The organism is Streptomyces sp. NPDC002926 (genome assembly GCF_053591755.1).
The window spans coordinates 168,053-191,365 of record NZ_JBSFUK010000007.1 but is presented as its reverse complement, the minus strand read 5'-3'; the positions used below and the strand labels follow the sequence as shown (position 1 = coordinate 191,365).

Here is a 23,313-nt window from a genome sequence, read left to right as displayed (position 1 = left end):
GACGTAGTCCACGTGGCGGCGGCGTACAAGCAGAAGCATGGGCCCAGGATACTGCGGACCCGTCGGGACGGTAGTGGCCCCTGTCACAGGGCGGGGCCCTGCCGCGGCAGGCCGCCTCCGTGAGGGAGGAACGGATCAGCCCAGGGCCCCGTCCAGCAGCACCGCCCACTGGGCCACCACCCTCCGACGGCGCGCGGCGTCATCCGTCAGGAGGTTGGCGAGGCCCAGACCGCGGGCCATGTCGAGCAGGCCCTGGACTGTTTCGCGTACCCCGGGCCGTGACTCGTCCGCATCCAGCAGCTGGACCGCGATCCGGTGGGTCTCCCGGCCGACGCGCGCTTCCAGCTCCGTGACGCGCGAGCGCAGTTGCTCCTCGTTGGACGCGGCGACCCACAGCTGCAGGGCGGCCCGGAACAGCGGCCCCGTGTAGAGGTCGACGAGGGCCGCGACGACCGCCGTCCGGTCCTGCGTCGGCAGCTCCCGCAGCGCCTGCGAGCGCTCCTCCGCGACGTACTCCACCGCCGCCGTGAACAGGTCCTCCCTGGTCGGGAAGTGGTGCTGGGCGGCGCCCCGCGACACCCCGGCCCGCTCGGCGACCACCGAGACGGTCGAGCCCGCCCAGCCGCGCTCGGCGAGGCAGGACACCGCGGCCTCGAGCAGCCGCTGCCGGGTGGCGCGGCTGCGGTCCTGCTTGGGAGGTGTCACAACACCCATGCGGGGTCCCGTCGTTCGAGGAAGGCCGTCATGCCCTCGCGTGCCTCCGCCGACGCGAAGAGCGAGGCCGAGCGCTGGACCAGGTCTTCGGCATCCCGGTCGAAGGTCTCCAGCACCCTGGCCGCGAGCAGCTGTTTCGATGCGGTGAGGCCCTGCGGACAGGCTCTGCGCAGCCCGTCGACGACGGGGCCGAGCGCGGCGTCCACATCGTCGGCGGCGAGTGTGAGCAGTCCGATGCGCGCCGCCTCCGCCGCGCCGAAACGTTCGCCGGTGAGGTAGTAGCGCTCGGCCGCGCGCGCGTCCAGGCGCGGCAGCAGCGGCAGCGAGATCACGGCGGGCGCGACCCCTATGCGTACCTCGGTGAAGGCGAAGTCCGCGGCGCTCGCGCCGGCGGCGATGTCACAGGCGCCGAGCAGACCGAGTCCGCCGGCCCGTACATGGCCGGTGACACGGGCCACCACGGGCTTCGGCAGCGTGACGATCTGCCGCAGCAGACCGACGAAGGTGTACGGGTTGGGCGGGGCTTTCAGATCGGCGCCCGCGCTGAATGTGGAACCGGTGTGGGTGAGGACGACGGCCCGTACGGTCTCGTCCTTGCCGCAGTCGGTCAGTGCCTGCGCCAGCTCGCCGACGAGCCGCGCCGACAGGGCGTTGCGGTTCGCCGGCGAATCCAGCGTCAGGGTGGTGATGCCTCGCTCGTGGGCGGTGGCGACCAGCGTCACGTGTTTTCCCTCTCCCGGTCCCTCAGTTCACGCCTGAGGATCTTTCCCGAGGCGGCGCGCGGGACGCCGCCGATGAACTCGACGCGGCGGACCTTCTTGTACGGCGCCACGCGCTCGGCAACGTAGCCGAGGACATCGTCCTCGGTCAGGTCCTCCGCGGCACGCTGCCGTACGACGTACGCCTTCGGGATCTCGTTCCCGTCCGCGTCGTACACCCCTATCACCGCGGCGTCCGCTATGCCTTCGTGGGTGAGCAGCAGCGCCTCCAGCTCGGCGGGTGCGACCTGGAAGCCCTTGTACTTGATGAGTTCCTTGACCCGGTCGACGACGAAGAGCCAGCCGTCGGCGTCCACGCGTCCGACATCGCCGGTGTGGACCCAGCCGTCGGCATCGATCATGTCCGCGGTGGCGTCGGGGCGGCCGAGGTAGCCCTTCATCACCTGCGGCCCGCGGATCGCGATCTCGCCCTCCTCGCCGACGCCGACGTCCTTGCCGGGGTCGTCGAGGGAGAGGATGCGCATCTCGGTGTTGGGCACGAGCTGTCCTACGGCCCCGGGCGGCGGGGCGGCGGCGGACAGCGGTACGGCATGTGTGCCGGGCGAGAGCTCGGTCATGCCGTACGCCTGCCGCACCGCCGGCAGTCCGAGCCGCTCCGAGCAGGCCTGGGCGAGACGGGCGTCGAGCGGGGCTGCGGCGCTGACGATGTACTCGAGCGACGACAGGTCGTACTGCGCGACGGCCGGGTGCTTGGCGAGGGCGAGGACGATCGGCGGGGCTACGTACAGGCCGTTGATGCGGTGCTTCTCGATCGCCGCGAGGAAGGTGTCGAGCTCGAAGCGGGGCAGTACGACGACGGTGGCGCCGTGGCGGAGCGGGGCGTTCATCAGAGCGGTGAGGCCGTAGATGTGGAAGAAGGGCAGCACCGCGAGGATGCGGTCACCGGGGCCCATCGGGACCATCGGGTAGAGCTGCGCGAGGTTGGTGGCGATGGAGCGGTGGGTGAGCATGACGCCCTTGGGGACGCCGGTGGTGCCTGAGGAGTACGGCAGGACCGCGATGTCCTCGGAGGGGTCGATGGTGATGTCCGGCTCGGGTGCGGTCGAGCCGAGCATGTCGAGGATGCTCACATGCCCGTCTGCGCGGTCGCAGACGAAGATCTCCTCGATGCCGGCGACGAGTTCGGCCGCCCGGCGGGCGATCTCGAGGAGCGGTGAGATGGTGACTATCCAGCGGGCGGAGGAGTCGCGGAGCTGTTTGGCGAACTCCTCCGCCGTGGCGAGCGGGTGGACCGTGGTGACGGTGGCACCGGCGCGCGTGGCCCCGTAGAAGACGGCGGGGTACGCGACGGTGTTGGGGCTGTGCAGGGCGAGGACGTCGCCCTTGCGCAGGCCGGCGGCGGCGAGTGAGGCGGCGATGCGGCGATGGAAGGTGTCGAGCTGGGCGTACGTGAGTGTGGTGCCGTTCACGCCGTCGACCAGGGCGATCGTGTCGCCGTACTCGGCGGCGGCCCGGCCGAGTACGGCGTCGTGGATCGGCTCGGTGACGGCGGGAACATCTGCGTACTCGCTGTGGAACACCATTGCGGCCCCCTCGGCTGTGTGGACGGCCAGAATCTCCCGTCTCAGTACGACTTGGGGAGACCCAGGGACTGGTGGGATACGTAGTTGAGGATCATTTCGCGGCTGACCGGGGCGATCCGGGCGACGCGGGCGGCGGTGATCAGGGATGCGAGGCCGTACTCGCGGGTGAGGCCGTTCCCGCCGAGGGTGTGCACGGCCTGGTCGACGGCCTTGACGCAGGCCTCGCCGGCGGCGTACTTGGCCATGTTGGCCGCCTCGCCGGCGCCGATGTCGTCGCCGGCGTCGTAGAGGGCGGCGGCCTTCTGCATCATCAGGCGGGCGAGTTCGAGCTCGATGTGGGCCTGGGCGAGGGGGTGGGCGATGGCCTGGTGGCCGCCGATGGGCTGCTTCCAGACCTGCCGGGTCTTCGCGTAGTCGATGGCTTTGGTGAGCGCGTACCGGCCCATCCCGATGCCGAAGGCGGCGGTCATGATGCGCTCGGGGTTGAGCCCGGCGAAGAGCTGGAGGAGTCCGGCGTTCTCTCCCCCACGGCCTTCGGCGTGGGAGGGACCCCCACCCACGAGGGCGTCGTCGGGGAGGTGGACCTCGTCCAGTACGAGCTCGAACTGCTTCTCCTGGGCCTGGAGTTCCATGTCGATCTGCGAGCGCCGGAAGCCGTGGGCGTCGCGGGGGACGATGAAGAGACAGGGCTTGAGATTGCCCGTGCGCGCGTCCTCGGTACGGCCCACGATGAGGGTCGCGTCGGCGATGTCGACGCCGGAGATGAAGACCTTGCGCCCGTTCAGTATCCAGCCGTCGTCGGTCCTGCGGGCGGTGGTGGTGATCCGGTGGGAGTTCGACCCGGCGTCGGGCTCGGTGATGCCGAACGCCATGGTGAGGCTGCCGTCGGAGAGGCCGGGGAGCCAGGTGCGCTTCTGTTCGTCGGTGCCGAAGCGGGCGATGACGGTGCCGCAGATGGCGGGCGAGACGACCATCATGAGGAGCGGACAGCCGGCGGCGCCCAACTCCTCCAGAACGATGGACAGTTCCTGCATCCCGCCGCCTCCGCCGCCGTACTCCTCGGGGAGGTTCACGCCGAGATAGCCGAGCTTGGCGGCCTCGGCCCACAGCTCTTCGCGTACGTATCCCCGGCCGTGCCGCTGCCCGAGTGCGGCGACGGCGGCACGCAGTGCGGTGTGCTCCTGGCTCTCTGTGTTCATGACGCGGTGTCCTCCTGGGTGGCTACGTCCGTTGCTTCGTTGACGACGGCGAGCAGGGCACCGACCTCGACCTGACGGCCGGGTACGGCGTGGAGCGCGGTGAGAATGCCGGAGGCGGGCGAGACGATGCGGTGCTCCATCTTCATGGCCTCCAGCCAGACGAGCGGCTGCCCCTCGCTCACCCGGCTGCCTTCGGCGAGCCCGTCGCCGATCCGGACGACGGTGCCGGGCATGGGCGCGAGCAGCGAACCGGGCCGGGTCCTGTCCTGGGGGTCGGCGAACCGGGGCTGTACGGCGAGGGAGTGGGCGCCGGTGGGAGTGTCGACGTGGACGTGTCCGTCGCCGTGATCGGTGACGTCGAAGTGCCGTACGACTCCGTCGATCTCGAGCCGTACGCGGCGGGCGTCGGCGGTGACGACGCGGACGCCGGGATCGTCGACGAGTTCGAACCCGCCGCGGGTGGGGCGGTAGCGGACCTCGTGGTCGCCGTAGACCTTGAGCTGGGCCTGGGAGGGAAGGTTCCGCCATGCGCCGAGCCGCGCGCCGACCGTGGCGCCGGGACGGCTCGCGGCATCCGCGAGAGCGGCGGCGACGGCCGCGTAGCGCTCTCCCTCGGCGGGCGCGGTGAGCGCGTCGAGGTTGCGCTCGTAGAACCCGGTGTCCAGCTGGGCGCCGGTGAACTCGGGGTGCTCCAGGGACCGTACGAGCAGCCCCCGGTTGGTCACGGGCCCGTGCAGGCGTGACCGCCGCAGGGCGTGGGCGAGCTTCCGCACGGCCTCGTGGCGGGTCGGCGCCCAGGCGATGACCTTGGCGATCATGGGGTCGTAGTGCACGCCGATGGAGTCGCCGGCGGTGTATCCGGTGTCGACGCGCAGGCCGGTGTCGACGCGCAGGCCGGTGCCGGCCCGCGGGCCGGGAGCGGCTCCGGGGACCGCCAGCTCGTGCAGCACCCCCGTCTGCGGTGTCCACCCCTTCGACGGGTCCTCCGCGTACAGCCGCGCCTCCACCGCATGGCCGTGCGCCGGTGGCCCGGTCTCCGGCAGCGCCGTGCCTTCCGCCACGCGCAGCTGGAGCGCCACCAGGTCCACGCCGAACACCGCCTCCGTGACCGGGTGTTCCACCTGGAGTCGGGTGTTCATCTCCAGGAAGTGGGACCGGCCCCGGGGCGAGACCAGGAACTCCACCGTTCCCGCGCCCCGGTAGCCCACCGCCTTCGCCGCGGCGACCGCCGATTCGTGCAGCGACGCGACCAGCGCGTCCGGCAGACCCGGCGCCGGGGACTCCTCGATGACCTTCTGGTGGCGGCGCTGGAGCGAGCAGTCGCGCGTGCCGAGGGCCCACACCGTGCCGTACGCGTCCGCCAGGACCTGTACTTCCACATGGCGGCCGCCTTCGATGTACGGCTCCAGGAACACCTCGCCGTCACCGAACGCGGACGCCGCCTCCGACGAGGCCGCCTCCAGCTCCCCCGCCAGCGACGACAGTTCGCGGACGATACGCATACCTCGCCCGCCACCGCCCGCCGCGGCCTTCACCAGCAGCGGCAGATCCGACTCCGTCACCGCGGCCGGGTCCAGCGGCGCGCCGCCCATCAGCTCCTTCGCCCGTGTCTTGGACGCCATCGCCTCGATGGCGGAAGGCGGCGGGCCGATCCACACCAGCCCCGCGTCCGCCACCGCCCGCGCGAACTCCGCGTTCTCGGACAGGAAGCCGTACCCCGGGTGCACCGCGTCCGCGCCGGCCGCCAGCGCCGCCTTCACGATCAGGTCGCCGCGCAGATATGTGTCCGCGGGCGCCGTGCCCGGCAGCCGTACCGCCGCGTCCGCCTCCCGGACGTGCAGCGCCGACGCGTCCGCGTCGGAGTACACCGCGACCGTCGCGATGCCCAGCTCACGGCACGTACGGAACACCCGGCAGGCGATCTCGCCCCGGTTGGCGACAAGAACAGAAGAGATCATCACTGCCTCACATCCGGAAGACGCCGAAGCCGCCGCGCGCGCCCTCGACCGGTGCCGTGTGGATCGCGGACAGACAGAGCCCCAGCACCGTCCGCGTGTCGCGCGGGTCGATGACCCCGTCGTCGTACAGCCGCCCGGAGAGGAACATCGGCAGCGACTCCGCCTCGATCTGCTGCTCCACCATCGCGCGCAGGCCCGCGTCCGCCTCGTCGTCGTACGGCTGTCCCTTCGCCGCCGCCGACGCCCGCGCCACGATCGACAGCACGCCCGCCAGCTGCTGCGGCCCCATCACCGCGGACTTGGCGCTCGGCCAGGCGAAGAGGAACCGCGGGTCGTACGCCCGCCCGCACATGCCGTAGTGCCCGGCCCCGTACGACGCGCCCATCAGGACCGACAGATGCGGGACGCGCGAGTTCGACACCGCGTTGATCATCATCGCGCCGTGCTTGATGATGCCGCCCTGCTCGTACTCCTTGCCGACCATGTAGCCGGTGGTGTTGTGCAGGAAGACCAGCGGGACATCGCGCTGGTTGGCGAGCTGGATGAACTGCGCCGCCTTCTGCGACTCCGCGCTGAACAACACGCCCTGCGCATTGGCGAGCACACCCACCGGATAGCCGTGCAGCGACGCCCATCCGGTCACCAGGCTCGGCCCGTACATCGGCTTGAACTCGTCGAAGTCGGAGCCGTCGACGATCCTCGCGATGACCTCGCGCGGGTCGAAGGGCGTGCGCAGATCGCCGGGGACGATGCCGAGGAGCTCTTCCTCGTCGTACTTGGGCGCCGCGGCCGGACCGGGATCGGCGTGCGCCTTGCGCCAGTTGAGGCGGGCAACGACCCGCCGCGCCTGCCGCAGCGCGTCCGCCTCGTCGAGCGCGAAGTAGTCGGCGAGGCCCGACGTACGGGCGTGCATCTCCGCGCCGCCGAGCGACTCGTCGTCGCTCTCCTCGCCCGTCGCCATCTTCACCAGCGGCGGTCCGCCGAGGAAGACCTTCGACCGCTCCTTGATCATGATGGTGTGGTCGGACATACCGGGGACGTACGCCCCGCCCGCCGTCGAGTTCCCGAAGACGACCGCGATCGTCGGAATACCGGCCGCCGACAGCCGGGTGATGTCCCTGAAGAGCGCCCCGCCCGGGATGAAGATCTCCTTCTGGGAGGGCAGATCCGCGCCGCCGGACTCGACGAGGGAGATGCAGGGCAGGCGGTTGGCGTACGCGATCTCGTTGGCGCGCAGGGCCTTCTTCAGCGTCCAGGGGTTGGACGCCCCGCCGCGCACGGTCGGATCGTTCGCGGTGATCAGGCATTCGACGCCCGCCACCACACCGATGCCCGTGACCATCGACGCGCCGACCGGATAGTCACTGCCCCAGGCCGCGAGCGGGGACAGCTCGAGGAAGGGCGTGTCGGGGTCGAGGAGCAGCTCGATCCGCTCGCGCGCCAGCAGCTTGCCGCGCCCCCGGTGCCGGGCGATGTACTTCTCCCCGCCGCCCGCGAGCGCCTTGGCGTGCTCGGCGTCCAGCGCGGCGAGCTTGCCGAGCATGGTGTCGCGGTGGGCGGCGTATTCGGGGCCCGCGGGGTCGAGGGCCGAGGCGAGCACGGTCACAGCAGTTCCTCCGGGATGTCGACGTACCGCGAGCGGAGCCACTCGCCGAGCGCCTTCGCCTGCGGGTCGAAGCGGGCCTGCGCCGCGACGCCTTCGCCGAGGATCCCCTCGACCGTGAAGTTCAGGGCCCGCAGATTCGGCAGGACATGGCGTACGACCGCCAGCCCCGTGGTCTCCGGGAGCAGCGCGCGGAAGCGGTCCACGGTCAGTTCGTGGGCGAGCCAGCGCCAGGCGTCGTCGGTCCTCGCCCACACCCCGACATTGGCGTCGCCGCCCTTGTCGCCACTGCGGGCACCGGCGATCAGCCCGAGCGGGGCGGCGCGGTGGGGCCCGGCGGTGTCCAGTGCCTCGGGCAGTGCACCGGCCTCTTCCAGGTGCCCGACTTCCTTCGTGTGCAGGGGAGTCCGCACTGCCACCCGTTGCCCGTGCGGCAGTACGGCCGTGTGCGTGACCTCGGCCGCGTCCACATACTCGGCCTCGAAGACCCCGTACGGCGCGCCCTTCCCGGGCGGTGCCGTCACATGGAAGCCCGGGTAGCTGCCGAGCGCCAGCTCGATCGCCGCGCCGCTCACCGCGCGCCCGACCTTCTCCGGGTCGCTGTCGCGCACCACGAGGCGCAGATACGCGCTGGCCCGCTCCTCGGTGTCCCCGTCGGGCCGCTCGGTGCGGGCCAGTTCCCAGCGCACCTCCGCCGGACGGGACTTGCCGAATGCCTCCTCCAACTGCTCCCGCACCAGCCGGGCTTTGGCCTCGATGTCGAGTCCGGTGAGTACGAACACGACCTCGTTGCGCCAGCCGCCGAGCCGGTTGAGTCCGACCTTCAGACGGGGCGGCGGGGCCTCGCCGCGCACGCCGGAGATCCGCACCCGGTCCGGTCCGTCCTGCGCCAGCCGTACGGTGTCGAGGCGGGCGGTGACGTCCGGCCCGGCATATCTCGCGCCTCCGGTCTCGTACAGCAGCTGGGCGGTGACCGTGCCGACGTCCACGAGGCCGCCCGTGCCGTCGTGCTTGGTGATGACGCAGGTGCCGTCGGCGTGGATCTCGGCGAGCGGGAAGCCGGGGCGGCGTACGTCATGGCCGCTGAAGAACGCGTAATTGCCGCCGGTGGCCTGGGTGCCGCATTCGAGGACGTGCCCCGCTACGACCGCGCCCGCGAGCGCGTCGTGGTCCTCGGGCCCCCAGCCGAAGTGCGCGGCCGCGGGTCCGGTGACCAGGGCGGCGTCGGTGACCCGGCCGGTGACGACGACATCGGCCCCGGCGCGCAGACACTCGGCGATACCGGCGCCGCCGAGGTAGGCGTTGGCGCTGAGGGCGCCCGGGAAGCGGGCGGCGAGGTCGTCGCCCTCGACGTGCGCGACCGAGACCGGGACGCCGACCCGGTCGGCGAGCTCGCGTACCGCGGCCGCCAGGCCCGCCGGGTTGAGCCCGCCCGCATTGGCGACGATCTTCACGCCGCGCTCGTGGGCGAGCCCGAGGCTCTCCTCCAGTTGCCTGAGGAAGGTCTTGGCGTAGCCGAGGCTGCGGTCCTTCAGCCGGTCGCGGCCGAGGATGAGCATGGTGAGCTCGGCGAGATAGTCGCCGGTCAGCACGTCCAGCGGCCCGCCGGTGAGCATCTCCTTCATCGCGTCGAAGCGGTCGCCGTAGAAGCCGGAGGCGTTCCCGATCCGCAGCATCACGCCGCCTTGGAGCCGCGGCCGGGTCCGGCAGGTCCAGCGAAGGCCTGCGCGATGTCCAGCCACCGGTCGGCGTCGGCGCCCTCGGCCCCTACGGCGAGATCGTCGCGGTGGGCCCGCTGCGTGACCAGCAGACAGAAGTCGAGCGCGGGCCCGGTGACGCGCTGCGCGGCGTCCTCGGGGCCGTACGCCCAGAGCTCGCCGCCGGGCGCGGTCAGCTCCACCCGGAAGGGATCGGCCGGCGGCGTCAGCCCCCGTACTCCGAAGGCGAAGTCGCGGGCCCGGATCCCGATGTGGGCGACGTGCCGCAGCCGTGCGGTCGGTTCGCGGACGGCGCCGAGCGCGTCGGCGATGTCCTGTCCGTGCGCCCAGGTCTCCATCAGCCGCCCGGTCGCCATCGAGGCGGCGCTCATCGGCGGCCCGTACCAGGGGAAGCGGGCTCCGGCCGGGGCCTTGCGCAGAGCCTGTTGCAGCCGCTCGCGGCCGTCGCGCCAGCGGGCCAGCAGCTCACCGGGCGGCAGCGCGGCGCCCGCCTCGGCGCCCTCGTCGACGAAGGAGTCCGGCGCGGCGAGCGCCTTCTCGATCTGGGCGGCGAAGGCCTCGGGATCGGTGACGGCGAGCAGCGCGGCGGCGTCGGTCCAGGCGAGGTGGGCGATCTGATGGGCGACGCTCCAGCGCGGCGCGGGCGTCGGCCCCGCCCACTGTGCGGGGGTCAACTCCCCTACCAGCAGGTCGAGTTCATCACTTTCACTGCGCAAGTCGTCAAGTACGACGGCCGGGTCGGACACGGTGCGCTCCCTCGGGACACGACGTTGTGTGTCCCGGAGCATGGCAGCGCCCGGAGAAACAAGCAAGCATGCTTGCTTTGGTTACTGTGCCTTTCTGGCCACCTGCGTACGCACCGCCCCCATGCTCGCCGCGATGACCAGCGCTATCGCCAGCGCGTCGATCACGGAAAGGTCCTGATGGAGTACGAGGAACCCGGCCGTGGCGGCGATCGCCGGCTCCAGGCTCATCAGCACCGCGAAGGTCGGGGCCGGCAGCCGGCGCAGCGCGAGCAGCTCCAGCGTGTACGGGAGGACGGACGACATCAGCGCGACGGCGAGCCCGAGACCGAGCGTGGACGGCACGAGCAGCTGGGATCCGGCCTCCGCGATCCCGAGCGGCAGACTCAGCACGGCGCCGACCGCCATCGCCAGCGCGAGCCCGTCGGCCTGCGGGAATCTGCGTCCCGTCCGGGCGCTGAAGACGATGTACGCCGCCCACATGGCACCGGCGGAGAGCGCGAACAGGGCGCCCACGGGATCGAGCCGGTCGAAGCCGCCGCCGCTGAGCAGGACGACCCCGCCGAGCGCGAGCCCGGCCCAGAGAAGGTTCACCGGCCGCCGCGAGACGATCACGGAGAGCGCGAGCGGACCGAGGACCTCGAAGGTGACCGCCGATCCGAGCGGGATCCGGTCGGCGGCCTGGTAGAACAGCACGTTCATGGCGGCCATGGCGGTACCGAAGGCGATGACCGTGCCCCAGTCGGCGCGCGAGTGCCCGCGCAGTCGGGGCCGGCAGACGATGAGCAGGACGACGGCGGCGAGGACGAGCCGCAGGGTGACCACACCAAGGGCTCCGGCGCGCGGCATGAGCAGTACGGCGATGGCGGCGCCGAACTGCACGGAGAGTCCACCGGCGACGACGAGCGCGACGGGGCCGACGGCGCGACGGGATCCCTTGCCGACACCGGGGCCGAGGCTGCGGCTCCGGCCGCGGTTCCGGCTTCGGCTTCGGCTTCGGCTTCGGCTTCGGCTTTCGGCGGCATCCAGGGCCGCGGCGGCCTCGAGCTCGCCCGCGACGACAGTGGTGCGCGCTTCGTCCACCGCAAACCTCCCTGGCTGATCCGGCCGCCGACCCCCTCCACGCTACGGGCGCGGACGCGCTGCGTGAAATGCCAATTGGGCTGCGGTTATGCTCCAGACACATGAGCATCGAGCTGCGCCATCTCCGCTGCTTCCTGGCCATCGCGGAGGAGTCCAGCGTGACCAGGGCCGCGGCCCGGCTGCACCTGGCCCAGCCCACCGTCTCGCGCGCTCTCGCGGCGCTGGAGAACCACCTCGGCATCCGACTCGTCGACCGCTCCACGCACCATCTCGCCCTCACCGCCGAGGGCCGGGCCTTTCGCGACAAGGCGGCGGCCGCGGTGGCCGCGTTCGACGATGCCCTGAATCCCGGCCGGCTGCGCAGGTGGCCGCTGCGGCTCGGGCACGCCTGGTCCGCCCTCGGCCCGTACACGACCCCCTTGCTGCGCCGCTGGCAGCAGGACCACCCGGACACCCCGCTGGAACTCCTCCGTATCGACGACCGCACGGCGGGCCTGACCCGCGGCGATGTCGACGCGGCGGTGCTGCGCGGCCCGGTGGAAACACCAGGCCTGGTCACCGAACTGCTCTTCACCGAGCCCCGGGTGGCAGCGGTGACGTCGGACGGCCCCCTGGCCGCGCGCGCCTCCCTGACCCTCGCGGACCTGGCGGCCGGGCCGGTCATCCTGAACACGGTCTCCGGCCTGACGACACCGGACCTGTGGCCCGCGGACACCCGCCCGACGACGACCCTCACCGTCGCCAACACGGACGACTGGCTGACGGCGATCGCGGCGGGCCGGGGCACGGGAGCGTCGGTGGCCTCGACGGCGGAGATGCACCCGCACCCGGGCGTGACGTACCGCCCTCTGTCGGACGCGCCACCGGCACCGGTCCTGCTGGCGTGGCGCGAGTCGGCGCGGCATCCGGCGCTGCCCCAACTGGTTGAGCTGGCACGGGAGGTGGCTGCGGCGGGCGAATGACTTGTGGTCGGCGGCCACGTATCTATGCGAGAACGTGACTGAAGGGCTTGAAGTGCACCAGGTGTACACCATGCCGGCCGAGGCCGAGACGCTCGGCAGCTTCCTCGCTGGTGAACCCAAGCCGGAAGGCTTCAATGCAACGTGGCACCAGACGATCCGGGGCCACACGGCAGCGGGCCGCACCATGACCCGGGCCAAGCTGGTTCACAAGCCATTGACGGACTACAGCCGCTATCTGTTCGAGTGGGCGATCCCGGGAAACGTCGAGGCCGGGGAGGACTACCGCATCGTGGACGTGACGGAACGGGACTTCGGCCTGCCGAACCAGGACTTCTGGATGTTCGACGAGACGACCGTGGTGCACCTGAACTACCGACCCGACGGTTCGCAGATCAACCGGGAGCTCAACACCCACACGACGGCGAGTCCTGCGTGACCCTCGCCCGCATCGGCGAGGACGCCTGGGCGCTGGGTAACAGCAAGCAACCGGGCAGGGAGCCGCTCCGGTTCGGCTCCGGCGCAGAGCGGGACGTCGCTCGCCTGGCCGCGCTGGTCGACTCCACTGCCGGGACGCTCGGCCGGGGCGGCGACGTATCCCTCGGCTTCTACCTCGAACGCCCCGCGTTCCTCTCCCTCGCCCTGCTGACATGCGCTCCGAACCGCACCACGCCCGATCCGGGCTGCCCCCTGCGCCGTCCCGGCCGTGGTAGAGAAGGCTCATGAAGCGCGACGAGCTGATGTGGTTCCTTCGCCGGTACAAGCTCGCCGTCCAGGCGACAGTGACCCCGGACGGAGCGCCCCAGGCCGCGGTCGTCGGATTCGCGGTCAGTGACGAGCTCGAGATCGTGTTCGACACCGTCGAGACGACGCGCAAGTGCCTCGACCTGCGCGCCGACCCCCGTATCGCACTCGTCATCGGCTGGGACGACGCGATCACCGTGCAGCTCGAGGGCGTCGCGGACTTCCCCACCGGCCCCGAGCTCGAACGCATTCAGCAGTGCTACTTCGCCGCGTATCCCGACGGCCGGGACCGTCTCACCTGGCCCGGCATCACCCATGTGAGGGTGCGGCCGACCTGGGTGCGGTACAGCGACTTCACCCAGGACCCTCCGCACATCGTCGAGCTGCCCCTCCCATAACCGGTCAGCCGTCAGGACGCCGGTGTCAGGGCGGGCTTGGCCACGAGCTGCCCGTTCTTCTCGCAACCCAGATTCTTCGCGAGTGCGAGGGAAGCTGAATTCAGGATTGTCAAACTGTTCTCACGAACCTTCTCGGGATTTCCCTCAGGCTCGGTACGATACTTGAGCTCACCCCGAATTATCGCCGGAGAACTCTCGCTGCCTGACAGCTTCTTGCTTGTGCACTCGTTGTACAGAACGGCTTTGTCGGCCTTGACAAGAGCCTTTCGGCCAATTTTATAATTCGTGAATTCGGGATCTTCACCACCGGCTGCCACATTCTTCTCCTCGGCCAGAGAATAGGCGATCTCCAGGTCGAATGCCGCACCGGACTGGACGGTGTACACCTCGCACAGAGTGTGGTCCTTCGCCCAGGCGTCGGCCGAGGTCGAGTAAGCCTCGACGAGGCTCTTGGCGACGTCTTGCAGGTCACCCTCCGAGTAGAGCTGCGAGAACTTCTTCACCCCGGAGACAGATTCGATCGCCTGCCCGGCATCGGCCGAAAGGACTCCGGTGCAGAGCTGCTTGGAGCTCAGCGAATCCTTGCTGTGATCCGACCCATCCTTGCCCTCGTCGCACGCCGCAAGGACGAGAGGGGCAAGAAGGGCAAGTAGTACCGCGCCAACTTGCCTCACCGGGAATGTCATGTGAACCACTTTCAGCCCGTAACCGAGTCTACTGTTTCAGGATTCGCCCATATGGGCCGCACGATTACTCCCCTTGTCGTAACCGCTGTTCAGCGCTTCCTCCAAGTCGCCGCCGAATGGACTGTCGCGCTCGATCCCATGGACCTTCATGAACTCTCTCATCGGGGCTTCCGACGTGGCTTCACCGGCGTTGTAAATGGCGATTCGCTGCTTCAGGACGTCGTCACCGCTGTCTTGCTGTTTGGATTCGCTCCAGTCGCCGATAACGTTTCCGAGATGCTGTTCAAGAGCTCCCGTTCCCGCATCCGTGATGACCGGGATCAAGGTAGCGGCAACGCCTGCGGCTGCGACAGGGGGAAGGAAGGCGGCACCGGCGGCGATCCCTACTCCCGTGCCGAACTCGATCCAGCCCGCCCGCTTTTCCAGGGCCTTGTTGTAGGCCTCGTCCTTCGCCAGGCCGTCGGCCTTGACCTGGTCAGCACGTGACTCGTCGAGCATGCCCTGCACCTCACCCCCGGTGCGTACGGCCTCTCGGGCATGGGCCTGGTTGATCGTTCCGTTGTCGCCGACCTGGGCGTCGAGCACGCTGGTCGTGTAGACCTTCTCGGCGTTCGAGAGTTCCGCATAGGCATCCGGATGCCTGCCCAGGGCATTGAGGAAGCTCCGCGCACCGTCCCGTCCGAACTCGGCGTGATCTGCTGGGTCGCGCTGAGGTGCGAACATGCTCGTCGAGTCGTTGTCGTTCAACGCCCAGTTGATGTCGTCGACATAGCCCGCTCCCATCCGGCCAAGACTGTCGGAGAGCACCTCCTGACGGTCGAGCAGGTCGGCGTCACCGTATTTTTCGACAACGGACTTCATGATGGCCGCGGAGTCTTCGTCTCTGACCAGCTTGGGCGTCGGGTCGTCGTAGGCATGCCCGAGGGTGGCTGCCTCCAGAGCGTGCCCAAGCGCGTCGGGCACGTGGTTCGTGGCCTTTTGTATTGCGTCCGGGTTGAAGTGACCGTTGATGTCTCCCGGGAATCCCTTGTAGTCCTCGTTGGTGAAGTAGTCCAGGTAGTTGGTGATCGCCTCGTTCTTGACTTTGCCGAGGTCGGCAGCTCCGCCCTTGACGGTTCCATCCTCGTTGTAGGCCGTGGGCTCCGCCGTGAAGAACTGCTTCGCGGCTTCCGGACTGTGCCCAAGAGCCTCCAGCACCCCGGGAACCGGGTCGAAGCCGGCACCCTCCTTGCCCGACGGGTTGTACAGATTCGTACCGAACTCGCTCTTCGAGTGGGCGAAGAGGATCGGGTCCTTCTGCTGAAGTTGAATCACGTGTTCAGCAATGGGGTTCAAGAATTTCGGGTCGTAGTTTCCATAACGCATGATCCCGCCGAGCAGCTGGTAACCGAAGGGAGGTGAGTCCCTGCCGTATTTCTCGAGCGGAATCTGCTGGGTTCCGAGCTTACGGAACTGCGCACCCCAGTCCTTGAGGTACCCGGGGTTGTGATCCGGTTCGGTGGCCGTCGCCAAGGTGAGACCCATGTTGCGCTGGAGTTCCTTGGTCAACTCCAGACGCGCCTTGTTGTCCCCGTGGGCGCTGTCGATGGACATCTGACCGAAGAATTCCAGCGCTTGCTTGGGCCCGCCAAGGCCCCTGTAGAACGCGTCTGCGAACTCGGGGTCCTTCGTGTTGTACTTCATGATGCTGTTGAACTCGGCGAACTGCTTGTCGTTCATCTTCCGGCCGAGCCCGGCCAGTTCGAGCGCCCGGTCCTTCTCAGCGTCGTCCAGCGATGCGTAATTGTTGCTGCTGAAATCGTGGGGGTCGTTCTTGTTGGTTCTGCCGAGTGCCCTGGCCATGTTGGCGTCGATCTCCGCGGCATGAGCTATCAACCCCGTGATCCGGTCGGCCAGCTCCTGTGCTGCATCGAGTTGCTTTTGCGTGCGTTCGTCACTGTCCCCCCGTATGTGGGGGAAGTACCAACGGACTGCCCCGCCGCCGATGTCCTCGATCCTGACACCCAGGTTGGGCGCATCCACATCGACTGCGGTCTTCATGCTCTTCTGGATCGCGACGAGTTCCGTATGGGCGTCGTCAAGGAGCGTCCAGATACTCTTGGCCTCGGCGTGCGCGTCGTCGAACTGCTTTGCCGTCTTCTTGATGAACTCTCGTGTGACGGTCGCGTTTTCCCCCGCCCAGCGAGCGGATTCCGACTTCGCCACCATGCCAGAATCTGCGTTCTTCGCAAGTTTCTGCAGATTGTCGACAGTCTTCTTCCAGTCCGTGACGGCTGTGCCGAGCTTTCCTAGGTCGACCTGGGCCACGTCCATGAAAGTGAGGCTGGCCACCGCCGTCTCCCTTACTTGAAGTATTTGTCAATCTCTGACACGGCCACAACGGAGCCATCGCGATGACGGAACGAGTTTTCGATTTTGGCTTCGTTGTTGGCCTGCGTCTTCTTTGAGTAGTTCAGGTGATTGGAGATGTGCGCGCAGGCCTGCAGGAGCGTCTTCATCTGCGTGTCCCACACGGTCACTGTTGTCTCCAGCGCGGAACCAAAGGCGAAGTTGTGGCTCTTGAGATTACCGGCGGCCTGCATGGTCGACCCGGCGCCGTGCTTGTCCATACTCGCGCCGGCGATGTCCGCCTGCTTGCTGAGGTGATCATGCAGAATGAAGGCTTCATGACCGACGGCGCCCAGGTCGTCCTGGTAGGCGACGAAATCACCCTGCCCGCCGCCTCCGGCGTCCGCCGGCAATTGATTGAGCCGCGTTCCCGTGGGGCCCTTCTCGGCCGCCTGTGCTTTCACCTGCTCCCATTCGTCCCACGCCATGGGTGGATCCCTTCCCCGTTATCCGCCTCGTCCCCGTACGCCCGTCCGGTGGACGGCAACTTCCACCTCAACCTAGCAACTGGGCTTTTAATTCATCGGCGTTCTGTCGCATCTCACATGATTCCTTCACCATTGCCCGGCCCCGGCAAGTCGTGCCCCAACAATCGGTCAGCCGTTCAGCCCCTCCGCCAGTACCTCCGCCAGATGCCGCGCCCGCCGCCCCTCCACCTGCTCCAGTTGCGTACGGCAGGAGAAGCCGTCCGCCAGGACCACCGCGGACTCGCCCGCCGCGCGGACCGCCGGGAGCAGCTGGTCCTCCGCGCACGCCACCGACACCGCGTAGTGGCCCCGCTCGAAGCCGAAGTTGCCCGCGAGGCCGCAGCAGCCGCCGCTCAACTCGCCTTTCAGGCCCGCGCGTTCGCGAAGTCGGCGGTCCGCCGCGTCACCCAGGACCGCGTGCTGGTGGCAGTGCGTCTGGCCCGCCACCGCCCGGTCGATCCTCGGCGGGGTCCAGTCCGGGGCGCATTCCTCCAGGGCCTCGGCGAAGGTGCGGACGGACGAGGCCAGGCGGGCCGCCCGCGGGTCGTCGGACAGGAGCTCCGGCAGGTCCGTCTTCAGGGCCGCCGCACAGCTCGGTTCCAGTACGACGACCGGGACGCCCAGCTCCAGCAGCGGCTCCACCGTGTCCAGGGTGTGGCGCATGACCGTACGGGCCCGGTCGAGCTGGCCCGTCGAGACGTACGTCAGGCCGCAGCAGACCCGCCCCGGCGGCTGCACGATGCCGATGCCCGCCGACTCCATGACCTGCACGGCCGCCCGGCCCACGGACGGCGACAGATGGTCGGTGAAGGTGTCCGGCCACAGCACGGCCGTACGGCCGGTCGTGAAGACCGCCGTCCGGTCGCCCATGTACTCACCCAGCCAGCGCCGGAACGTGACCGGTGCGAGCCTCGGCAGCTCGCGCTCCGGCGCGATCCCGGCCAGCCGTTTGGCGAGCGCCGCCAGCGGCCGGACCCGGGCCACCGCGTTGGCCACCCGTGCGAACGGCGCCGCCGCCCGCAGCCACACCGGCAGCCACCCCATGGCGTAGTGCGAGGCCGGCCGGCGTCGGCCCGCGTAGTGGTGGTGCAGGAACTCCGCCTTGTACGTGGCCATGTCGACGCCCACCGGGCAGTCGCTCCGGCAGCCCTTGCAGGAGAGACACAGATCCAGCGCGTCGCGTACCTCCTCCGAGCGCCAGCCGTCGCGGATGACCTCGCCCGCGAGCATCTCGTGCAGGAGCCTGGCCCGGCCGCGCGTCGAGTGGGCCTCCTCGCCCGTGGCGCGGAACGACGGGCACATGACGTCCGTACCCGAACCGGGTCCGGATACACGGCACTTGGCCACCCCCACGCACCGCCGCACGGCCACCGAGAAGTCCCCGCCGTCGTGCGGATAGCCGAAGGCGACATCCACGGGCTTCTTCGGCAGGACGGAGAAACGGAGATTGGCGTCGAGGCGGTCCGGGCGGACCAGCATCCCCGGGTTCATGCCGCCCGCCGGGTCCCACAGGTCCTTGAACCGGCCGAAGAGGCCGACCAGTTCGTCGCCGTACATCTTCGGCAGCAGCTCCGCGCGGGCCTGTCCGTCGCCGTGCTCCCCCGACAGCGAGCCGCCGTGCGCGACCACCAGCTCCGCAACCTCCTCGGAGAACCGCCGGAAGCCCCGCACCCCCTCCGCACTCATCAGGTCGAAGTCGATACGGACATGAATGCAGCCGTCCCCGAAGTGCCCGTACGGCGTACCGCGCAGACCGTGCTCGGTGAGCAGCGCGCGGAAGTCCCGCAGATACGCACCCAGCCGGGCCGGCGGCACCGCGCAGTCCTCCCACCCCGGCCAGGCCTCGCCGCCGTCGGCGGTCCTGGTCGCGGTCCCCGCCGCGTCCTCGCGCACCCGCCACAGCGCCCGCATGCCGGCCGGGTCGTCCACCACCGTGCCGTCCAGCGCGTCGGCCGCCCGCACAACGCCCTCCGCCCGCGCCCGCGCCTCGGCCGCCGTGTCGCCACCCGTCTCCACGAAGAGCCAGGCACCGCCGCGCGGCAGCCCCTGCGCGTCCCGCACCAGATCCTCGGCCATGCCCTCGACGGTCAGCGGACGGTACGCCAGCAGGCCCGGGGCCGCTTCCGCCGCCGCGCTCTCGTCGGCGTAGCCGAGCACGGCGAGCGCCCGTGCGCGCGGCGCATCGACCAGCCGTACGCTCGCCCCGGTCAGCACGCCCAGCGTGCCCTCGCTGCCGCAGAATGCCCGCGCCAGATCCACGCCCTTCTCGGGCAGCAGAGCGTCCAGCGCGTATCCGGAGATGCGCCTCGGCAGCCCGTCCGGGTACCCGGTCCGCAGCAGCGCCAGATTCCGGTCGACCAAGTCCCGCAGCCCCGTCGGCGCGCCACCCTCCCAGCCCTGTCCGAGCCGCAGTTCCGCGCCGCCGTAGGTGAGCACGGACAGGTTCCGGATGTTGTCGGCGGTCGTGCCCCACGCCACCGAGTGCGAGCCGCACGAATTGTTGCCGATCATCCCGCCGAGGGTGCAGCGGCTGTGCGTGGACGGGTCGGGCCCGAACGTCAGCCCGTGCGGCCGTACGGCGTCCCGCAGGGTGTCCAGGACGACACCGGGCTGCACCACCGCTGTACGCGCCGCCGCGTCCACCTCCACCACCGCATTCATATGGCGGGTGAAGTCCAGGACGACGCCGATGCCGGTGGCCTGACCCGCGATGGAGGTCCCGGCGCCGCGCGGCACCACCGGCACCCCCTGCCGCCGGCACACCTCCAGGGCGGCGGCCACGTCCTCGGCGTCGCGCGGCGCGACGACGCCGACCGGCACGCGCCGGTAGTTGGACGCGTCCATGGTCATCAGCGCCCGGGCGGCCGGGGTGAAGTCCACCTCGCCGCGTACCGCCCGGGTGAGCGCGCGGGCCAGTTCGCCCGTCTCCCGGCGGTCCTGACCGCTCCGGCTGCCCCGCTGTACCTGTCGCTGTTCAGCCATGTGTCTCAGGATGCCCCTGTCTCTCTCGTCACACCCGAAGGAAACGTGCCAGCTGTGCCCGCCGCGCCGCACCTCCCACCGGGAAACCCCACAGGAAATTCCCAATGGGATCGGCAACTCTCCTATAGTGACGACCACTTGATCAGGAACAAGCGGCTCCAGTTACTGCCACCGCCACCCCCGGAAGGCAACACTCGATGACCGGCACCGACGAGAACCGATGACTCGCGTCACGCGGGCGGTCTCCCCGGCGCAGCCCCACCCCGCGCTCGCCGGGACGACTGTCAACACTCTGAAGATCGTCGTCGTAGGCGGCTTCGGAGTCGGTAAGACGACCATGGTCCGCTCCGTCAGCGAGATACGTCCGCTGCACACGGAGGAGGCGATGAGCCGCGCCGGCCCCAGCCCCGACGACACCACCCCCGTGCGGAAAAAATCCGCCACCACCGTCGCTCTCGACTTCGGCCGGTTCACGATCGACGAGAACAGCGTTCTGTACCTCTTCGGCGCACCCGGCCAGGAACGCTTCTGGTTCCTCTGGGACCGCGTCCTCGCAGGTACCCTCGGCGCGGTCGTCCTCGTCGACACCCGCTCCCTCGACGACGCCGGGTACGCGATCGACCGTCTCGAGGACAACGGCACGCCCTTCATCGTCGCCGTGAACGACCTCGGCGGCCCGCTCCACAGCGACGACCAGATCCGCGAGGCGCTCGCTCTCGGGCCCGAGGTACCGCTGGTGGAGTTCGACGCGCGGGACCACTCCTCCAGCAAATTCGTCCTGCTCGCGCTGATCGAGCACGTGCACGCGCTGTCACTGCCCGCCGAGGGCTGACACGCAGCTCAGCGGCCCCCGTACGGCCGAGACGGCCGTCTCATTCGCCGGACCGCGTATCCGTCCTGGCGCCGGACCGGTATACGCTCCCGAACGTGGCTGAGATCCAGATTCCCGCTGACATCAAGCCCGCCGACGGCCGTTTCGGCGCGGGCCCCTCCAAGGTGCGTACGGAGGCGCTGGACGCCCTGGCCGCCACCGGCACCTCTCTCCTCGGTACGTCCCACCGCCAGGCCCCGGTGAAGAACCTGGTCGGCGCGGTGCGCGACGGCGTACGCGACCTGTTCCGGCTCCCCGAGGGCTATGAGGTGATCCTGGGCAATGGCGGCTCCACCGCCTTCTGGGACATCGCAACGCACGGACTGATCGAGAACAAGTCGCAGCACCTGTCCTTCGGCGAGTTCTCCTCCAAGTTCGCGAAGGCGTCGAAGCTCGCGCCGTGGCTGGCCGAGCCGACCGTGATCACCTCCGACCCGGGCACGCACCCGGACCCGGAGGCCGAGGCCGGCGTCGACGTCTACGCCTTCACGCACAACGAGACCTCGACCGGTGTCGCGGCCCCGATCAAGCGCGTCGCGGGCGCGGACGAGGGTTCGCTGGTCCTGGTCGACGCGACCTCCGGCGCGGGCGGCCTGCCGGTCGACATCGCCGAGACGGACGTCTACTACTTCGCCCCGCAGAAGTCCTTCGCCTCCGAGGGCGGCCTGTGGATCGGTGTCTTCTCCCCGGCCGCACTCGAGCGCGCCGCCCGTGTCCACGGCTCGGGCCGTCACGTCCCGGAGTTCTTCAGCCTCCCGACGGCGATCGACAACTCGCTGAAGAACCAGACGTACAACACTCCGGCGCTGGCGACGCTCTTCCTGCTGAACGAGCAGCTGACCTGGATGAACAGCCAGGGCGGCCTGGACTGGTCGGTCCGGCGCACGGCGACGTCCTCACGGACGCTGTACGGCTGGGCCGAGGCGTCCAAGTACGCGACGCCGTTCGTCGTCGACCCGGCGAAGCGCTCGCAGGTCATCGGCACGATCGACTTCGCGGACGAGATCGACGCGGCGGCGGTCGCCAAGACGCTGCGCGCCAACGGCATCGTCGACACCGAGCCGTACCGCAAGCTGGGCCGCAACCAGCTGCGCGTGGCGATGTTCCCGGCGATCGACCCGGCGGACGTCGAGGCGCTGACGGCGTGCATCGACTACGTGATCGAGAAGCTGTAACCGAAGCCTGTACGACGAGGGGCCCGGGCGCGTGTCGCGCCCGGGCCCCTCGTCCGTGCGGGGCGTTCGCTGCTGCGCGCCGGCGCGACAGCACGGCGTGGGGTACGACCCGGATACGCGTCAATGGGGCAATGTTCGGAGCCTCTCCGGAGTGTCCGGGGCCTTGCGGATTCCGCGGCGTCTGCGTTGGAGCAGCAGCACCGTGGTGACGAGCGCGACAAGGACGAGGGCCGCTGCCGCTCCGATGAGATACCAGCGCTTGTACGACTGGGGCTGCTGGGGCTGCTGGGGCTGCTTCGGCATGGACAGCATCACCGTGGCCGAGGCCGATCGCAGGGCCAGGCCGCTGCGCAGTTCGAGCCGGGCCTTCCAGGGGCCGTCGGGCAGCCGCGATTCGAGGGGAATGGCGATGGTGCCCGTCTGGTACCCGGCGAAGGTGGTGCCGGGAGGGATACGGAAGGGGCCCGCGCTGACGCCGCCGGGGCCGCCGGTCAGGGTGAGCTGCCCGGACGTCACGTCCATGGCGCGTCTGCCAAGGTTGTGTACGACGGCGGTGACGCTCGGACGGCCCTGCTCGTCCCGGGCTCCCATCGTCTTCTGGATGACGAAGTCGGCCAGTGGGTCACCGCCCGGCCCGACGTCCAGGTAGACGCGCACACCGACGCGGTGGATGCTGCCGACGTTGTGCCGCGCATCCGGCAGGGCCTGGCTCTCGGCCCACACGACCGCGTAGCGCTCCCCGAACTGCGCGGTGCGCGGCACGGTGAGCGCCACGTCGACCATGGACTTCGTGCGAGCCGCCAGATTCACGCTGCCGGGCTCGACCCGGATCCACCGGGTCAGTTCGTTGGGCGTCCGCGCGGGGCCGAACAGGAACCTGCTGTCCTTGACGAGGGCCGAGGCGGCGTAGAGGTCGATACGAAGAGGGGACGCCGACTTGTTGGAGACCTCGATCCTGCGCTTGATGGCCATCCCCGGCTTGAGATGGTCCACGACATAGATGCGCGCACGGGGGTCGTTGCGCCGGGCCACGGGCGCGTCGACCAGCCGGACGCCGAACCGGCCCGGCCCGGAGTCGAGCGCGGGCACAGCGGGGACAGGCACGGCGCGGGCGTCGGAAGTGGCGCACAGGAAGGCCGCCACCGCGATGATCACGGCGACGGCCCGGGTGCGCGACCAGGCGCGTGGTGGGTTATGCCTCAGAATGGGTCACCACCCTATTTCCGTGATGTTCAGTGGGCCGTCCGAGCCGACCGGCCCGAGGAGTGTGATGGCCAGGAGGAACTATAAAGACGGAACTGCGCAGAAATCCGGAATGTTGAG

Annotated in this window: 19 protein-coding genes and 1 pseudogene; 6 read left to right on the top strand and 14 right to left on the bottom strand. The window is 69.8% G+C overall.

Annotated features, from left to right (window positions below; all coding sequences use genetic code 11):
- Positions 1 to 135 precede the first annotated feature (135 nt).
- From ACWDZ6_RS15700 to ACWDZ6_RS15660, 9 genes are all read right to left on the bottom strand, one after another.
- Positions 136 to 714 carry a TetR/AcrR family transcriptional regulator gene (locus ACWDZ6_RS15700; protein WP_366730897.1) on the bottom strand — a complete coding sequence of 193 codons (579 nt, stop codon included), beginning with the start codon at positions 712 to 714 and terminating at the stop codon, positions 136 to 138.
- Positions 702 to 1,436, bottom strand: a complete 735-nt coding sequence (locus ACWDZ6_RS15695) for an enoyl-CoA hydratase family protein (RefSeq protein WP_366730896.1) — start codon at positions 1,434 to 1,436, stop codon at positions 702 to 704. The genes ACWDZ6_RS15700 and ACWDZ6_RS15695 overlap by 13 nt, the downstream gene beginning before the upstream one ends.
- On the bottom strand, positions 1,433 to 3,016 hold the full coding sequence (locus ACWDZ6_RS15690) for a 4-coumarate--CoA ligase family protein (protein ID WP_451503270.1): 1,584 nt from the start codon (positions 3,014 to 3,016) through the stop codon (positions 1,433 to 1,435). The genes ACWDZ6_RS15695 and ACWDZ6_RS15690 overlap by 4 nt, the downstream gene beginning before the upstream one ends.
- 41 nt (positions 3,017 to 3,057) lie before the next feature.
- Positions 3,058 to 4,215, bottom strand: coding sequence for an acyl-CoA dehydrogenase family protein (locus ACWDZ6_RS15685; RefSeq protein ID WP_451503269.1), 1,158 nt, complete (start codon positions 4,213 to 4,215; stop codon positions 3,058 to 3,060).
- Positions 4,212 to 6,173, bottom strand: a complete 1,962-nt coding sequence (locus tag ACWDZ6_RS15680; protein WP_451503268.1) for an ATP-binding protein — start codon at positions 6,171 to 6,173, stop codon at positions 4,212 to 4,214. The genes ACWDZ6_RS15685 and ACWDZ6_RS15680 overlap by 4 nt, the downstream gene beginning before the upstream one ends.
- 7 nt (positions 6,174 to 6,180) lie before the next feature.
- Positions 6,181 to 7,779, bottom strand: a complete 1,599-nt coding sequence (locus ACWDZ6_RS15675; RefSeq protein WP_451503267.1) for an acyl-CoA carboxylase subunit beta — start codon at positions 7,777 to 7,779, stop codon at positions 6,181 to 6,183.
- Positions 7,776 to 9,452, bottom strand: a complete 1,677-nt coding sequence (locus ACWDZ6_RS15670) for an acyclic terpene utilization AtuA family protein (protein ID WP_451503266.1) — start codon at positions 9,450 to 9,452, stop codon at positions 7,776 to 7,778. The genes ACWDZ6_RS15675 and ACWDZ6_RS15670 overlap by 4 nt, the downstream gene beginning before the upstream one ends.
- Positions 9,452 to 10,240 (bottom strand): TIGR03084 family metal-binding protein, encoded by a 789-nt coding sequence (locus ACWDZ6_RS15665; protein ID WP_451503265.1) that lies wholly within the window; start codon positions 10,238 to 10,240, stop codon positions 9,452 to 9,454. The genes ACWDZ6_RS15670 and ACWDZ6_RS15665 overlap by 1 nt, the downstream gene beginning before the upstream one ends.
- Before the next feature lie 81 nt (positions 10,241 to 10,321).
- Positions 10,322 to 11,320 (bottom strand): EamA family transporter, encoded by a 999-nt coding sequence (locus ACWDZ6_RS15660; RefSeq protein WP_451503264.1) that lies wholly within the window; start codon positions 11,318 to 11,320, stop codon positions 10,322 to 10,324.
- 101 nt (positions 11,321 to 11,421) lie between these two features.
- On the opposite strand from ACWDZ6_RS15660, the gene ACWDZ6_RS15655 reads away from it, so the two are divergent.
- The 4 genes and pseudogenes from ACWDZ6_RS15655 (at position 11,422) to ACWDZ6_RS15640 (ending at position 13,421) form a co-directional block, all read left to right on the top strand.
- On the top strand, positions 11,422 to 12,282 hold the full coding sequence (locus ACWDZ6_RS15655; RefSeq protein ID WP_451503263.1) for a LysR family transcriptional regulator: 861 nt from the start codon (positions 11,422 to 11,424) through the stop codon (positions 12,280 to 12,282).
- Between the two features lie 70 nt (positions 12,283 to 12,352).
- The gene (locus tag ACWDZ6_RS15650; RefSeq protein WP_451503262.1) at positions 12,353 to 12,718 is read left to right on the top strand and encodes a DUF6879 family protein; all 366 of its coding nucleotides are present in this window, start codon (positions 12,353 to 12,355) and stop codon (positions 12,716 to 12,718) included.
- Positions 12,715 to 12,819: pseudogene (locus ACWDZ6_RS15645) on the top strand (DUF397 domain-containing protein); the annotation flags it as partial. The gene ACWDZ6_RS15650 and the pseudogene ACWDZ6_RS15645, both read left to right, overlap by 4 nt.
- 182 nt (positions 12,820 to 13,001) lie before the next feature.
- Positions 13,002 to 13,421 carry a pyridoxamine 5'-phosphate oxidase family protein gene (locus tag ACWDZ6_RS15640; protein ID WP_451503261.1) on the top strand — a complete coding sequence of 140 codons (420 nt, stop codon included), beginning with the start codon at positions 13,002 to 13,004 and terminating at the stop codon, positions 13,419 to 13,421.
- Between the two features lie 11 nt (positions 13,422 to 13,432).
- Here ACWDZ6_RS15640 and ACWDZ6_RS15635 read toward each other — a convergent pair whose 3' ends face one another.
- From ACWDZ6_RS15635 to ACWDZ6_RS15620, 4 genes are all read right to left on the bottom strand, one after another.
- Positions 13,433 to 14,107, bottom strand: coding sequence for a hypothetical protein (locus ACWDZ6_RS15635; RefSeq protein WP_451503260.1), 675 nt, complete (start codon positions 14,105 to 14,107; stop codon positions 13,433 to 13,435).
- Between the two features lie 36 nt (positions 14,108 to 14,143).
- Complete coding sequence (locus tag ACWDZ6_RS15630; RefSeq protein WP_451503259.1) at positions 14,144 to 16,438, bottom strand: hypothetical protein; 2,295 nt, start codon at positions 16,436 to 16,438, stop codon at positions 14,144 to 14,146.
- Between the two features lie 11 nt (positions 16,439 to 16,449).
- A complete protein-coding gene (locus tag ACWDZ6_RS15625) occupies positions 16,450 to 16,923 on the bottom strand; it encodes a hypothetical protein (RefSeq protein WP_451503258.1) in 474 nt (157 codons plus the stop codon).
- Between the two features lie 168 nt (positions 16,924 to 17,091).
- A complete protein-coding gene (locus ACWDZ6_RS15620) occupies positions 17,092 to 19,944 on the bottom strand; it encodes an FAD-binding and (Fe-S)-binding domain-containing protein (RefSeq protein ID WP_451503257.1) in 2,853 nt (950 codons plus the stop codon).
- Between the two features lie 220 nt (positions 19,945 to 20,164).
- Here ACWDZ6_RS15620 and ACWDZ6_RS15615 point away from each other — a divergent pair, with 220 nt between their 5' ends.
- Both ACWDZ6_RS15615 and serC read left to right on the top strand, forming a co-directional pair.
- The gene (locus ACWDZ6_RS15615) at positions 20,165 to 20,776 is read left to right on the top strand and encodes a GTP-binding protein (RefSeq protein WP_451503256.1); all 612 of its coding nucleotides are present in this window, start codon (positions 20,165 to 20,167) and stop codon (positions 20,774 to 20,776) included.
- Positions 20,777 to 20,871: 95 nt separating this feature from the next.
- Complete coding sequence (gene serC, locus ACWDZ6_RS15610; protein WP_351446651.1) at positions 20,872 to 21,990, top strand: phosphoserine transaminase; 1,119 nt, start codon at positions 20,872 to 20,874, stop codon at positions 21,988 to 21,990.
- Positions 21,991 to 22,110: 120 nt separating this feature from the next.
- Here the strand turns inward: serC and ACWDZ6_RS15605 are convergent, their stop codons facing one another.
- Positions 22,111 to 23,145, bottom strand: a complete 1,035-nt coding sequence (locus ACWDZ6_RS15605; protein ID WP_451503255.1) for a peptidase — start codon at positions 23,143 to 23,145, stop codon at positions 22,111 to 22,113.
- Positions 23,146 to 23,313: the final 168 nt, after the last annotated feature.